17 protein-coding genes are annotated in these 13,029 nt (G+C 67.8%); 5 read left to right on the top strand and 12 right to left on the bottom strand.

Going from position 1 to position 13,029, the window contains the following annotated elements; all coding sequences use genetic code 11:
* Positions 1–34 precede the first annotated feature (34 nt).
* From AC3WR5_RS03150 to AC3WR5_RS03125, 6 genes are read right to left on the bottom strand one after another with little or no spacing between them, the layout of a single operon-like run.
* Positions 35–808 carry an ABC transporter permease gene (locus tag AC3WR5_RS03150; RefSeq protein ID WP_141289456.1) on the bottom strand — a complete coding sequence of 258 codons (774 nt, stop codon included), beginning with the start codon at positions 806–808 and terminating at the stop codon, positions 35–37.
* Between the two features lie 10 nt (positions 809–818).
* Entirely contained in the window at positions 819–1,805 is a 987-nt protein-coding gene (locus AC3WR5_RS03145; protein ID WP_492481787.1) for an ABC transporter substrate-binding protein, read from the bottom strand.
* A 26-nt stretch (positions 1,806–1,831) separates the two neighbouring features.
* The gene (biuH, locus tag AC3WR5_RS03140; RefSeq protein ID WP_492481785.1) at positions 1,832–2,524 is read right to left on the bottom strand and encodes a biuret amidohydrolase; all 693 of its coding nucleotides are present in this window, start codon (positions 2,522–2,524) and stop codon (positions 1,832–1,834) included.
* 19 nt (positions 2,525–2,543) lie between these two features.
* Positions 2,544–3,464 carry an ABC transporter permease gene (locus AC3WR5_RS03135; RefSeq protein ID WP_492481783.1) on the bottom strand — a complete coding sequence of 307 codons (921 nt, stop codon included), beginning with the start codon at positions 3,462–3,464 and terminating at the stop codon, positions 2,544–2,546.
* Positions 3,464–4,666: an ABC transporter permease gene (locus AC3WR5_RS03130; RefSeq protein WP_492481781.1), complete on the bottom strand. Its 1,203-nt coding sequence runs from the start codon at positions 4,664–4,666 to the stop codon at positions 3,464–3,466. Before AC3WR5_RS03130 ends, AC3WR5_RS03135 begins: the two co-directional genes overlap by 1 nt.
* A gap of 55 nt (positions 4,667–4,721) precedes the next feature.
* On the bottom strand, positions 4,722–5,840 hold the full coding sequence (locus AC3WR5_RS03125) for a BMP family ABC transporter substrate-binding protein (protein ID WP_492481779.1): 1,119 nt from the start codon (positions 5,838–5,840) through the stop codon (positions 4,722–4,724).
* 339 nt (positions 5,841–6,179) lie between these two features.
* On the opposite strand from AC3WR5_RS03125, the gene AC3WR5_RS03120 reads away from it, so the two are divergent.
* The 5 genes from AC3WR5_RS03120 (at position 6,180) to AC3WR5_RS03100 (ending at position 9,242) form a co-directional block, all read left to right on the top strand.
* Positions 6,180–6,563 (top strand): c-type cytochrome, encoded by a 384-nt coding sequence (locus tag AC3WR5_RS03120; RefSeq protein WP_492481778.1) that lies wholly within the window; start codon positions 6,180–6,182, stop codon positions 6,561–6,563.
* Between the two features lie 83 nt (positions 6,564–6,646).
* On the top strand, positions 6,647–7,537 hold the full coding sequence (locus AC3WR5_RS03115; RefSeq protein WP_492481776.1) for a metallophosphoesterase family protein: 891 nt from the start codon (positions 6,647–6,649) through the stop codon (positions 7,535–7,537).
* Positions 7,534–7,884: a cupredoxin domain-containing protein gene (locus AC3WR5_RS03110; RefSeq protein ID WP_492481774.1), complete on the top strand. Its 351-nt coding sequence runs from the start codon at positions 7,534–7,536 to the stop codon at positions 7,882–7,884. Before AC3WR5_RS03115 ends, AC3WR5_RS03110 begins: the two co-directional genes overlap by 4 nt.
* Before the next feature lie 9 nt (positions 7,885–7,893).
* On the top strand, positions 7,894–8,502 hold the full coding sequence (locus AC3WR5_RS03105; RefSeq protein WP_492481772.1) for a sigma-70 family RNA polymerase sigma factor: 609 nt from the start codon (positions 7,894–7,896) through the stop codon (positions 8,500–8,502).
* A complete protein-coding gene (locus AC3WR5_RS03100) occupies positions 8,499–9,242 on the top strand; it encodes an anti-sigma factor family protein (RefSeq protein WP_492481770.1) in 744 nt (247 codons plus the stop codon). Before AC3WR5_RS03105 ends, AC3WR5_RS03100 begins: the two co-directional genes overlap by 4 nt.
* A 1-nt stretch (position 9,243) precedes the next feature.
* On the opposite strand, the gene lhpI is transcribed toward AC3WR5_RS03100, so the two are convergent.
* From lhpI to AC3WR5_RS03070, 6 genes are all read right to left on the bottom strand, one after another.
* Complete coding sequence (lhpI, locus tag AC3WR5_RS03095; protein ID WP_492481768.1) at positions 9,244–10,203, bottom strand: bifunctional Delta(1)-pyrroline-2-carboxylate/Delta(1)-piperideine-2-carboxylate reductase; 960 nt, start codon at positions 10,201–10,203, stop codon at positions 9,244–9,246.
* Positions 10,200–10,826, bottom strand: coding sequence for a glutathione S-transferase family protein (locus AC3WR5_RS03090; protein WP_492481766.1), 627 nt, complete (start codon positions 10,824–10,826; stop codon positions 10,200–10,202). The genes lhpI and AC3WR5_RS03090 overlap by 4 nt, the downstream gene beginning before the upstream one ends.
* A gap of 87 nt (positions 10,827–10,913) precedes the next feature.
* The gene (locus AC3WR5_RS03085; RefSeq protein ID WP_492481764.1) at positions 10,914–11,342 is read right to left on the bottom strand and encodes a hypothetical protein; all 429 of its coding nucleotides are present in this window, start codon (positions 11,340–11,342) and stop codon (positions 10,914–10,916) included.
* Between the two features lie 110 nt (positions 11,343–11,452).
* Positions 11,453–12,049: a hypothetical protein gene (locus AC3WR5_RS03080; protein ID WP_492481762.1), complete on the bottom strand. Its 597-nt coding sequence runs from the start codon at positions 12,047–12,049 to the stop codon at positions 11,453–11,455.
* A gap of 15 nt (positions 12,050–12,064) precedes the next feature.
* Positions 12,065–12,547, bottom strand: a complete 483-nt coding sequence (locus AC3WR5_RS03075) for an SRPBCC family protein (RefSeq protein WP_492481760.1) — start codon at positions 12,545–12,547, stop codon at positions 12,065–12,067.
* 110 nt (positions 12,548–12,657) lie between these two features.
* Positions 12,658–12,906 (bottom strand): response regulator transcription factor, encoded by a 249-nt coding sequence (locus AC3WR5_RS03070; RefSeq protein WP_492481758.1) that lies wholly within the window; start codon positions 12,904–12,906, stop codon positions 12,658–12,660.
* Positions 12,907–13,029 lie beyond the last annotated feature (123 nt).

Here is a 13,029-nt window from a genome sequence, read left to right as displayed (position 1 = left end):
AGGGAGTTCGCCCCTTCGGGCGGCCGTGCGGGGCTCATGCCTTTCCTCCCCAGTGAATCAGCTTCTTCTCGATCAGCAGGAAGACCAGGTTCAGGCCGTAGCCCAGCGCGCCGGTCACCAGGATGGAGGTGTACATGTCCTTGACGTTGAAGACCTGCTGCGCGTCGATGATGCGGTGACCCAGGCCGGTCTCGGAGCCGATGAACATCTCCGCGACGATGACGATGACCAGCGCCATCGAGACCGCGCTGCGAAGGCCGATGAAGGTCTGCGGCAGGCTCTCCATCAGCATCACGTCCTTGAACACGTGCCAGCGCGACACGCCCATGATCTGCGCCGCCATCACCCGCGTCTTCTTCGCGTTCATCACGCCGTAGGCACTGTTGAACAGCACGATCAGCATCGCGCCGAAGCTGGCGATGGCGATCTTGTTGATGTCGGTGATGCCGAAGATCAGCATGAACAGCGGGATCAGCGCCGAGCTGGGCGTGGAGCGGAAGAAGTCGATCAGGAACTCGACGCTGCGATAGGCGTTTTCGGCGCTGCCCAGCATCACGCCCAGCGGCAGGCCGATGGCAATCGCGATGGCAAACGCGCTCAGCGTGCGCAGCAAGGTGGACCACAGGTCCGGCAGGATCGCGCCGGTGGCGAAGGCCTGGGCCAGGTACTGCAGCGTCTCGCCCGGCGGCGGCAGCAGCACGGGCTTGACCCATTGCGCCGAGATCATCAGCTGCCAGAAGGCGAGCAGCAGAAGCGGGCCCAGCAGCGGCAGCCAGCGCTTGTTGTAGAGGAAATTGATCGCCTGCATGACGGCCTCCTCAAGCGGTGTACAGCAGCGACTTCACATCCAGCTTGCGGCTGAAGATCTTGCGCTCGGTGAACACGTCGAAGAACTTCTGGAAGTAGCCCAGGTCGCTGGCGCTGAATTCGTTGTACAGCGTGAATCCTGACAAAGGCACCTCTTTGACCAGCGCCTCCTCGATGGCCGTGAAACCATCCATGTGCTTGCGCGATTCTTCCGGCTGCTTGCGCACCCATTCCACCGCTTTGCCATAGGCGGCGATGTAGCGCTTGGCCAGGTCCGGCGTGTCTTTCACGAAGGCGGTGGTGACGCTGGCGCTACCGCCGAACCAGGGCGCGTCCGCATTGCCCAGCACGTACTTGGCGATCACGCCGGTCTCCAGCACGCGGGCCAGGCCCTTCAGGCGGCCTGCGGTGCCGGTGGGCTCCAGCGTGTAGACCGCGTCGATCTGGCCGGCGGCCAAGGCCGGCACGTGCTGGCCCACCGGCAGCTCGGTCACGGTCGGGTTGGCGATGCCGTTTTTCTCCAGGATGATCTTGGCCAGCGTGACGTTCTGGATGCCGGGGCCGCTGGCGACCTTCTTGCCGGCCAGCTCGGCAATCGACTTGATGGGGCTGTCCTTGGGCACGACGAATTCGTCCAGCACCAGCGACTTGTTCGAAGGGTTGGAGCAGATGATCTTGAACAGGTTGGGGCTGGTGATCTCGGCCAGGCCCAGCACGGCGGAGGCCGTGCCGTTGGCCGAGCCGTGGATGCGGCCGGAGATCATCGCTTCGGCGACCTGCTGGGCGCTGGCGAACTTCACGCCTTCGACGTTCAGCCCGGCCTCCTTGAAGAGGCCGCGCTCCAGGCCCACGTACAGCGGCAGGCCGGAGGCGATGGGCCAGTAGCCGATCAGGATCTTGTCGTCGGCGCGGGCCGCGGGCGATGCACCCATCGCTGCGAGGGCACTGGCGGCACTGGCGCCGGCCAGCAGGCGGCGGCGTTGAAGGTCTGAAGCCATGGTCAATCCTTGAAGACGAGAGAGGTTCAGAAGCTGCGCAGCACTTCGAGCAGCGCGCCGGAATCGGAGACCGCGCCGAACACGCCGCCCTGCATCCTGATCATCGAGAAGGCCGCGGCGTGGTTGGCCGGGTCGGTCGCGCCGGTGCAGTCGGTCAGCATCACGCACTCGAAGCCGCGGTCGTTGGCGTCGCGCATCGTGGTGTGCACGCACACGTCGGTCGTGATGCCGGTGAGGATCAGGTTCTGGATGCCGCGCACATGCAGCACCAGTTCCAGGTCGGTGGCATAGAACGAGCCCTTGCCGGGCTTGTCGATGATGGGCTCGCCGGCAATGGGGTAGAGCTCGGGAATGATGTCCCAGCCCGGCTCGCCACGCACGAGGATGCGGCCGCAGGGGCCCATGTCGCCGATGCCACGGCCCTCGGTGCCGATCTGCTGCGAGCGCCAGCGCTTGTTGGCCGGCAGGTCGGACAAATCCGGCCGGTGGCCTTCGCGGGTGTGGATCACGTGCATGCCGATGCGGCGGGCTTCGGCCAGCAGGACCTTCAGCGGCTCAATCGGTGCGCGAGTGAGCGACAAGTCGTAGCCCATCTTGTCCACGTAGCCACCCACGCCGCAGAAGTCGGTCTGCATGTCGATGATGACCAGCGCGGTGTTGGCCGGCTTCAGGTCGCCGTTGTAGGGCCAGGCGTAAGGGGTCGAAGCAATTGTTGGCATGGCTTGGTCCTTCAGAGGTTCAGCGCGAAACGTTCAATTCCATCGGCGCGCCCTTCACGGCGCGGCTGGGCGAGCAGGTGGCGATCAGGATGGCCAGCGTCAGCGCATAGGGCACGGCGTTGAACAGGTAGTAGCCCCCGCTCACGCCAATCGACTGCAGCGCAGGGCCGATGGCCCCGGCGCCGCCGAACAGCAGCGCCGCGCCCAGGCAACGCCACGGGCTCCAGCGCGCGAAGATGACCAGCGCCACCGCGATCAAACCCTGCCCGCTGGACAGTCCCTCGTTCCAGCTGCCGGGGTAGTACAGCGACAGCGACGCGCCGCCCAGCCCGGCGATGAAGCCGCCGGCCGTGGTGGCCGCGATGCGCACGCCGTTGACCGAGTAGCCCAGCGCGCGGGCCGCGTCTGAAGAGTCGCCCGCCATGCGCACCACCAGGCCCCAGCGCGTGTTGCCGAAGCCCCAGGCCATCAGCGCTGCCAGCAGCACGCCCAGCGGGAACAGGGCGTTGATGGACAGGGCCGACTGCACCTGCGGCGAACTGCTCCAGGCGCCCAGCACCAGCGAGGGAATCTGCGGCGCCTGCGGCTGTATCAGCGGCTTGCCGAAGTAGAAGGCCAGGCCCGAGCCCAGCAGCATCAGCGCAATGCCGGTGGCAATGTCCGACACCCGAGGCAGCGAGCACAACAGGCCGTGCGGCAGCGCCAGCAACGCACCGCAGGCGCCGGCCACCAGCACGCCCACCCAGGCGGAGCTGCTGAGGTAGGCCCCGCCGAATCCGGCCATGGCCGAGAACACCAGCACGCCTTCCAGCCCGAGGTTGATGCGGCCGGACTTCTCGGTCAGGCACTCGCCCAGGCTGACAAACAGGAAGGGCGTGCCCACGCGGATCGCGCCGCCCAGGATTGCCAGCAGCAGGTCCATCCAATCCGAGGTGGTCATCAGGCTTTTCCTCCAGCGGAGACCAAGGGAGCGGGCGTTTCATCGGCGCCTCGCGTTGGCAGGGGCACGACCATCGATGCTGCAGTGGGCGCAGCCACGGGCGGCTTGGGCACCTTGCGCAGCCGTGGCAGCGGTGGGCGCTGGAAGAGCTTGCCGCGCAGCGCTTCCGAAGCCAGGATCAGCACGAAGGCAAAGCCTTGCAGCACCAGCACCGAGGCGTCCGGCAGGTCCATGCGCCGCTGCAGCAGGCTACCGGCTGCGCCGAAACCGCCGAACAGCAGGGCCACCGGCGGAATCGCCCACGGGTTCTGCCGGGCCACGAAGGCCACCAGGATGCCGGTGTAGCCCAGGCCGGCGATCACCGAGGCATTGGCCGAGGTCTGCACCGCGGCCACTTCGATGCCACCGGCCAGTCCGGCGCAGGCGCCGCCGGCCGCGCAGGCCACGAGGATTAGCCGCGTGCTGGGCAGGCCGACCAGCCGCGCGGCCTTGGCATTGCCACCGACCACGCGCAGCGCCATGCCGTGCGCCGTGAAGCTCAGCCACAGCCCTGCGAGCACGCACAGCACCAGGCCGATCACCAGGCCCCAGTGCACGTCGCCCAGCCAGCTGTCGAAGCCGTTGGCGCCCATGATGGGGCCGATGCGCAGGCCTTCGGCCAGCGGCTTGGTCGAAGGTTTGTTCAGGCTGGCCGGGTCGCGCAGCGGACCTTCGACGATGTGCTTGAACAGCGCAATCGCGATGTAGCCCAGCAGCAGGCTGGAGATGGTCTCGTTGACGCCGCGCCACTGGCGCAAGGCACCCGCCAGCGCCACCCACAAACCGCCGCCAATGGCTGCGGCCAGCATCAGCAGCGTGCTGCCGAAGACGTTGGGCGGCGGTGAAAAAACATACGGCAGCGCGGCGCAGGCCAGCGCGCCCACCACCAGCGCGCCTTCGCCGCCAATCACCACCAGCCCGGCGCGCGCCGGCAGTGCCACAGCCAGCGCGGTGAGCATCAGCGGCGCTGCGCGCTGGAGGCTGTTCTGCCACGAGAAGGCATCGCCAAACGCGCCCTTGAACAGCAGCGTCCAGGCTTCCACCGGGCTGTGGCCGCCCAGCCAGACGAACAGGCCGAACAGCAGCAGCGCGCCGGCCAGGGCCAGCACCGGAAGGGCGATGTTTTCAGCGCTGGCGTGCCAGGGCCGGGGTGCAGCGGACATGGGAATCTCCCTGGACTGCGCGGCGCCGCAAGGCCTGCGGCGCCATGGATGAAGCTCAGACTTTTCCGACGACGCCGGCGACGAGGTAGTTCATGCCTTCCAGCTCGGCGTCGGTCTGCTTGAAAACCTTGCCCTTGGGGATCACGACCTTGCCGGTGTTGTCCTTCATCTCGCCCTTGAAGATGTCGAAGCTGCCGGCCATCATCGAAGCGCGCACGGCCTCGGCCTGCTTCTTTGCGGGCTCGGGCACCATCGCACCGTAGGGCGAGGACTTGACGAAGCCGTCCTTCAGCCCGCCGCGCACGAAGTTCGGGTGCGGCTTGCCGGTCTTGGCGGCGTCGATGATCTGCTTGTAGGCGGTGGTCCAGTTCCACTCGGCGCCGGTGAGGTAGGCGGCCGGGGCCAGCTTGGCCTGGGACGCGTGGTAACCGCAGACGAACTTGCCGCGCTTGGCGGCGGTCTCGACGATCACCTTGGGCCCGTCCACGTGCATCGTGAACACGTCGATGCCCTGGTCGGCCAGGCTGTTGGTGGCTTCGGCTTCCTTGACCGGCATGGACCAGTCGCCAGTGAAGATCACCGTGGTGGTGATGTCCGGGTGCACGCTTTGCGCGCCCAGCGTGAAGGCGTTGATGTTGCGCAGCACCTGCGGGATGGGCTTGGCCGCGACGAAGCCGAGCTTCTTGCTCTTGGTCATGTGGCCGGCGATCACGCCGTTGAGGTATTGCGCCTCATCGATGTAGCCGAAGAAGCTGCCGGTGTTGGTCGGGTGTTTGCCCGCGGTCCACATGCCGCCGCAATGGGCGAAGCGCACGTCCGGGAACTTGGCGGCCATGGCCAGCATGTGCGGGTCGAAGTAGCCGAAGGAGGTGGGGAAGATCAGCTTTGCGCCGTCCTGCGAAATCATGCCCTGCATGGTCTTCTGCACCGCGGTGGTCTCGGGCACGTTCTCCTCTTCCACCACCTTGATTCCGGGCCACTTCTTGACCTGGGCCACCGCCTCGGCATGCGCCTGGTTGTAGCCGTAGTCGTCCTTGGCGCCCACGTAGATGAAGCCCACGGTGAGCGGTGCATCGGCCGCCAGGGTCAGGTCACCGAGGCTCAGGGCGCCAAGCCCCATGCCGGTGTGCTTGATCCATTGCCTGCGGTTCCAGTGCGCGTGCTGCTGCGTCATCAAAAGCTCCAGAAGGTGGGTAGACAAGCCGACCGACACACCACAGCGCCTCCCCCGCACTGCCTTGGTGTTCGGATTGAAGTTCTAGCTGGTATACAAGCAATCTGCAGGCCAGCCCTGGCGAACCCGACCGCTGCTGCGTGTTCCCGGGGCGTGGCCTTTGAGTGGCCTGTTTGGGCCCTGAACGCGCACGCCGCCAGTGCACTGGCGAGGGTCGTGCCGGGGCTGGCGCGGTGCGCCGCACCGGCGGCGTGCAGCTTGGGCGGGAATGAACCGGAGGGCGCGGCGGTAAGGCATGGGGAGGCGGACATACCGTCTGCCGCAGCCACCGGAACCGCCATGTCCCCAAGCCGTCGCTTCGCTGTCTTTCCGCTGTTGCTGGCCTTGTTGCCGGCCGTTGCCTCCGCCGTGGGCGACGCCGAGCACGGCCGCCAGCTCTACCAGGCACGCTGCACCGCCTGCCATTCCGCTGCCTACAACGGCGTGGGCCCGGCGCACCAGGGCGTGTTCGGCCGGGCGCCGGGCTCGGCGCCCGGCTTTGCCTATTCACCTGCGCTGAGTGCGCTGAAGGCCGCAGGCGGTGTGTGGACCGAAGCCACGCTGGACCGCTGGCTGAGCGACCCGGAGCGCTTCGCACCCGGCCAGCGCATGGGCGTCAGCGTGCCGGAGGCACAGGACCGAGCCGACCTGATCGCCTACCTGAAGACCCTCGCCGCGCATTGAACTGCAATGCCGACGGAATAAACCGGGCACCCCGCCGGTAAGGCATGGCAGGACCCCCAACTCCCTTGCTCAGGAGCCCTCGAATGCAACGACGTGACTTCCTCCACCTGGCCGCCGCAGGCGGCGGCGCGGTTTTCGCCTCAGGCCTGGCCGGCTGCGCAGGCATGCAGACCGCCGGCGCCGCGACTGGCAGCGACTTCTATTTCGTCCAGCTCTCCGACAGTCACTGGGGCTACGAAGGCCCCGCCAACCCGGACGCGCGCGGCACGCTGCCCAAGGCCGTGGCGGCAGTCAACGCCTTGGCCGAGCCGCCGGCCTTCATCTTCTTCACCGGCGACCTGACGCACACCACCGACGACCCTGCCGAGCGCCGCCGCCGCATGACCGAGTTCAAGGCCATCGTCGCCGGGCTGAAGGTGCCGGTGGTGCACTTCATGCCCGGCGAACACGACGCTTCGCTGGACCGCGGCGCCGCGTTCCAGGAAATGTTCGGCCCTACGCACTACAGCTTCGACCACCAGGGCGTGCACTTCATCGCGCTGGACAATGTCTCCGACCCCGGCGCGAAGATCGGCGAAGAACAGCTCGCCTGGCTCAAGACCGACCTGGCCGGCCGCGACCCGCAGGCCCCGCTGGTTGTGCTGACCCACCGCCCGCTGTTCGACCTGGCGCCGCAGTGGGACTGGGCGACGCGCGACGGCGCGCAGGCCATCGCGCTGCTGATGCCGTTCCAGCACGTCACCGTGTTCTACGGCCACATCCACCAGGCGCTGCACCGCATGACCGGCCACATCGCCCACCACTCGGCCCAGTCGCTGATCTTCCCGCTGCCGGCGCCCGGCTCGCAGGACAAGCGCACGCCGCTGCCCTGGAACCCGGCTGCGCCTTACCAGGGCCTGGGCTGGCGCCAAGTCGAGGCCGAGCAGAAGGGCCTGCAGTACGAGATCGATGACCGGCCGGTGGTGAAGGCATGAGCAGCGCAAGACGGAGTCTGTTGATCGGCGGTGTCGCACTGATCGCCGGTGTCGCCGTGGCCCAGTCGGGGCCACGCGTGATCCGCATCGTCGCCAGGCGCTTCCAGTACGAGCCTGCCGAAATCCCGCTGAAGGCCGGCGAGGCGGTGCTGCTGGAGCTGCAGGCGCTGGACTTCACGCATGGCTTCAACGTGCCGGCGCTGAACCTGCGGGCCGACCTGGTGCCGGGCCAGATCGTCAAGCTGGAGATCCGCCCCACCGCGCCCGGTAAGGTCGATTTCCTCTGCGACAACTTCTGCGGCGACGGCCACGAGGAAATGAATGGCCGTTTCATCGTCAGTGCGTAGCATGTCCACATGAACCGCCGCCAGGTCTTCGAGCAACAGGTGATGCCGCACCTGGACGCCGGCTACAACCTGGCGCGCTGGCTACTGCGCGATGCCCAGGCGGCGGACGACGCGCTGCAGGAAGCCGCGATGCGCGCGTTCCGCTACCTCGATTCATTGAAGCTGCCCCCAGGGCCGGGCTGCACCCAGCCCGCCCCTCGAGGGGATCAGGAAAACTTGGGGCGGCCCGGCGTTTCCCTGAAGGGCGACGAAGCCCGCCCATGGTGGCTGGGCATCGTGCGCAACACCTGCCGCACGCACTTGGCACGGCTGCAGAACGGGCCGATGCTGGTCGAGTTCGACGACGAGGTGTTCGCCGCCGAGCTGCGTGCGCCGGTCACCGCCGAGCCGGCCGAACGCCTGCAGCACAACCGCCTGCGACGCGAGGTGGACGCAGCCATCCGCGCACTCTCGCCGCCGCTGCGCGAGGTCATCGTGCTGCGCGAGCTGGAGGAACTGGCCTATGCCGACATCGCCCGCATCGTCGACGTGCCGGTCGGCACCGTGATGTCTCGCCTGTCCCGGGCCCGCGGCAAACTGCGCGAAGTCCTGGCCGCCCACCGGATGGACCCTTCATGACGCCGGATCCGCATCACCCTCCCGAAGACGAGCCGGACGCCAAGCAGAACGCCGAGCTGTCTGCCTTGCTGCGCCGGCACGCCAGCCGCCACACGGCCGGCAATCCGCTGCGCGCGGCGATCCAGACGCAGGTCGCGCTGGCCGACGCCAGCCGCCCGCCGCGCCACGCGCCGCGGCTCAGCGGCCTGCGCCGGTGGGTGAGCGGCTGGCGAGGCCCGGCCATCGGCTTTGCCGCCGGCCTGGCCTGCGCGCTGCCGGTGGCCATGCTGCTGCCTGCCGGTGTGCTGCGCCTGCCTGCCAATGGCGGCTTCCAGGCGGCCGCGCTGCACCCGGCTGAACTGGTCGCCAGCCACGTGCACGCCCTCAGCGCCGGCCCGCTCTACCAAGTCGCCTCGTCCGACCGCCACACCGTCAAGCCCTGGTACCAAGGCAAGCTGGACTACGCCCCGCCCGTGCCCGACCTCTCCGCCCAAGGCTTCCCGCTGGCCGGCGGCCGCATCGAAGCCCTGCACGGCGAAGCCACTGCCGTGCTCGCCTACATGCGCCGCTTGCACGTCATCGACGTCTACGTGCGCCCCAGCAGCGAACCGGCTGCGGCGCCCTCGCTGCAAACCGAACGCGGCTTCCATGTGCTGACCTGGCGCGTTGGCGGCATGCAGTGCTGGGCGGTGTCTGACGTGGAGGCGGGGGAGTTGCAGCAGTTCGCCGCGGCCTGGCGGGCGCGCACGGCGGGACCCTGAATCAGGAGGCTGGTGCGTTCGCGCACCTGGACTTGGGGCAGGCTTGCTCGTACACCAGCATCGCCGCCGCCAGGTCCTCCAGCGCGGTGCCGACCGACTTGAAGACGGTGCGCTCTTGGGCGTGCTGTCGACCGCTGCCGGGCTGGCGGCACAGGTCGGCCAGCGTGCCGCGCAAGTCCTCTGGCTTCAGCAAGCCGCTGGCCAGCGGGGCCAGCAGGTCGCCGCTTTTGCGCAGGGCCTCGATGGTGTCCACCCACAGCGAGGCACCCTGGAAGCAAGACTCGTCGGCCTCGCGCATCGCGGGCGTGAAGCTGCCGATCAGGTCCAGGTGGCTGCCGGGGCGCAGCCATTCGCCGTGGATCAGCGGGGCTGTGGCCAGCGTGGCGCAGCTGACGATGTCGGCCTGGCGCACGGCGGTGGCGAGGTCTTGCACCGCGGCGACCGGCAGGCCCTGGTCACGCAGCTGCGCCGCGAGCGCCAGCGCAGTGGCCGGCGTGCGGTTCCAGAGCCAGAGCTGCTGCAGGCCGGGCAGCGCGGCGCGGTAGGCCTCGGGCAGCAGGCGGGCGACCTGGCCGCTGCCGACGACGAGCAGGGTTTGCGCACCGGGTTTCGCAAGACGGCTGGCGGCCAGTGCCGAGGCGGCGGCGGTGCGCCGCGAAGTGACTTCGTTGCCGTCCATCAGGGCCAGCGGCTGGCCGGTGGTGGCGTCGTACAGCAGGTAGCTGGCGGCCAGCGCAGGCAGGCCCAGTGCGGCATTGCCGGGCGCGATGTTGACGGTCTTGATGCCCAGGTAGCGGCCGGGGATCCAGGCCGGCATGATCAGCGTGGTGAGCTGCCCGCCAATGCTGTGCACATGGCGCTGCGGCACTTCGCAGCCCTGGGCGAACAGCGACTGCAGCGCGCCGATCAGCGCGGGAAACGGCAGCGCGGCGCGGGTGGCTGTGGCGTCGAAGGTCCTCACGGAAGACCGTTGCGGCCGTGCAGCTGGAACGCCGGGCGCATGCTGAGCTGGGCGTAGTAGGCGTCCACCGCGGGCAGCGCCAGCCGCTCTTCCAGCGGCGTCATGAACCAGCGGTGCACCGACAGGCCGATCACCACGTCGGCCAGCGTGAAGTTCTCGCCGGTCACGAAGGCGCCGGTCTTGCTCAGCTGGGTGTCGAGGATCTGCATCAGCCGCGTCCAGTCCGCCAGGCTGCGGGCCACCAGCGCCGGGTCGGCGTGGGCGGGGCTGTGGCGCACCAGGCCCATGAAGGCATAGCGCCAGGCGTTGTTCAGGTCGCCCAACTGCCAGTCCATCCATTGCTCGACCTGGGCGCGCGCGGCCGGCGTGGTGGGCAGCAGGTCAGCCCGCTTTTCGCGGCCCGCGAGGTAGCGGCAGATGCTGTTGGACTCCCAGAGCACGAACTCGCCATCGCGCAGCACGGGGACCTGGGCGTTCGGGTTCAGCGACAGGAACAGCGGCTGGTCCAGCGGCAGCTGCGGCGTGCCCCATTCCTCGTGGGCGATCGGCAACTGCATCTCGGCACACAGCCACAGCACCTTGCGCACATTGATCGAAGGGGATCGGCCCAGCAAGGTCAGCATGGCGTGTGCTCCGGCAAGGTTGTCGCGGCAAGAGGCGGGACGGTGCAGGGGCGCATGGTATCGCCGCACGCGCCGCCGCTCCAGCCGTCAGCGGTCGTGGCCCCGGCCGTGGCCGTTGTCTTTTCCGCGGCCATGGTCGTGATCGTCGTCGTGATCGCGGCCATGACCGTGGCGGTTCCAGTAGTCGGGTGCGTAGACCTCGTTGTACCAGCGGTCCTGCACGAAGTAGACCGGGCGGCCGCAGGCGTTGTAGCGGCCACAGTGCTTGTCCCAGTGCTTTTCGTGGCCGGGGGGCACGCGCAGGTACAGCGGCGCGTAGCGGGTCGGGCCACGCTGGATCAGCACTGGCTCGGCATAGATCAGCTCAGGCTGAGGGGCGTTGCCTATGTCGATGCGGCCATAAAAGCCGGGCTGGCCGATCTGCACCGACACGGCGACATCGGCGGCCTGGGCCTGGGAGGTGAAAAACGCCCCCAGCATCAGAGCGGGAGCAAGCGACAACAATCGGTACAGCATGGCAACAAGACCTGGCGGCCAGTGGGAGCGGGAGCGCGCAGCGTAGCAGAGCGGCCCGGCCGGCCGGCGCAACAGTGGTGTCCAGCTGTCAGCTCGCCAACCGCCGGCCGTCAGCCTCGGGCGCGGCCGTAGCGGTCGGCGGCGTAGGTGTCGGACCAGGCCGAGGTCTTGCTCGGCGCCAGCCCCGCGGCCCTGGTCACCGCCATGATCTCGCTTTCCTTGACCTCGGCCGCAGCCCCCTTGCGCCGCAGCACCCAGAGTTGGCAGCCCTCAGGCTTGGCCTTGGCAAGCGCCTTCAGCGCCGTCAGGTCCTGGGCCGTGTCCACGACGATGAAGGCCAGCTGCGCCTGGGCCAGCGGCACGTAGTTCGGTGCCACCGGGTCCAGCACCCGCTTCAGCTCGGCATGCGCCTGCTGCAGGTGCACGGCCAGGCCTTCGCTGACGCCCAGCTTGTCCGCCAGCGAGGGCGGATGCAGGATCTTCTTGAGCCACAGCGCCGCCTCCTTCTCGCCCAGTGCCAACGCCAGCGGCCCCTGCCGCGTGTGCGCCACCAGCAGGTCTTCCTGCGTGCGCAGGTCCTGCAGTTCGGCCACCGCCAGCTTGGCCTTGAAGTCGCCCTTCAGCAGGATGGCATGGCCCTCCAGCATGGCCTGCACCTCGCCCTTGTCCGGCCCCAGCGAGCCGTAACACAACACCACCCGTCCCATGGATTGCCGCGCCTTTCAGGAAAAACTCACCGCCTGGACCGCCAGCTTGCGCGTCAGGTCGTCGAAATAGATGCGCATGCTGCGCTGGTGACCCATGATGAAGCGCGAAACAAAGCGGAACACTGGGTTGTAGACCTCGCCGTCTTCGGTCACCGTCAGCTCAATGCCCGTTTCCACGGTTTTCAGCACAAAAGTCCAGGTGCCACCAAACGGCAAACCCTCGCCGACGATCCTGCGCACGATGCGCTGCTGCGGCTCGACAGCCAAGGTCTCAAATGCCAGCCCGCCGCCGTCTTTCTCAAGTTCTTTCCACACTGGGTGGCCATTTGCATCCGGCTGGCGCTGCATTTCGACGACGCCGGTGCGCCAGCCGTCATAAGCCGCAAAGTCGCTGATCAATTCCCAAAGCCTGGCCGGCGAAGTTGGCAGCACGATGCTGCGGGTGGCCGAATGCTTGACTGGCAACAGCATGCCGATGATGACGATCAGGGCGATCAAACCCACGATCAGGCCCACCACGGTGCCCACGACGATCAGGTAATTCATGAATGCCTCCCATTCGGCCTGCTGGCCGATGTTGAAACCCGGCGATGCTGCGCACGCACGGCTTATGCGGTGAATGAATGCAGTGTGACGACCAGCGCAACCCGGCTATTGACGCCGAGCTTGCTGTAAATGCGTCGGAGATAAGAGGACACAGTGTGTTCACTGAGACCGGCCCTGGCGGCAATCTGCTTGTTGGACAGACCGGCGCAGACCAGTTCTGCGACCAATGTTTCCTGGGCGCTCAGCGTGGAGCGGGTGACGACAGGCGGGACAGCGTTGAAACCGACGCCGGTATGGAGCATGTTGGCCATCTTCTTTCCCTGAACGATTTGCCTGCCGGATGGCGGGCGTGTTGTGAGAATCGACTCTGAAGAAAAATGCTGCTGCTGCTCAACTGTGGCCTTCACAGGCCGGCATCGTACTGAATGCGCCTG

The sequence above is a fragment of the Ideonella sp. FW305-24 genome, from assembly GCF_058788035.1.
Note: the sequence above shows the minus strand (reverse complement) of the source record. Positions and strands in the feature narration are given on the sequence as shown.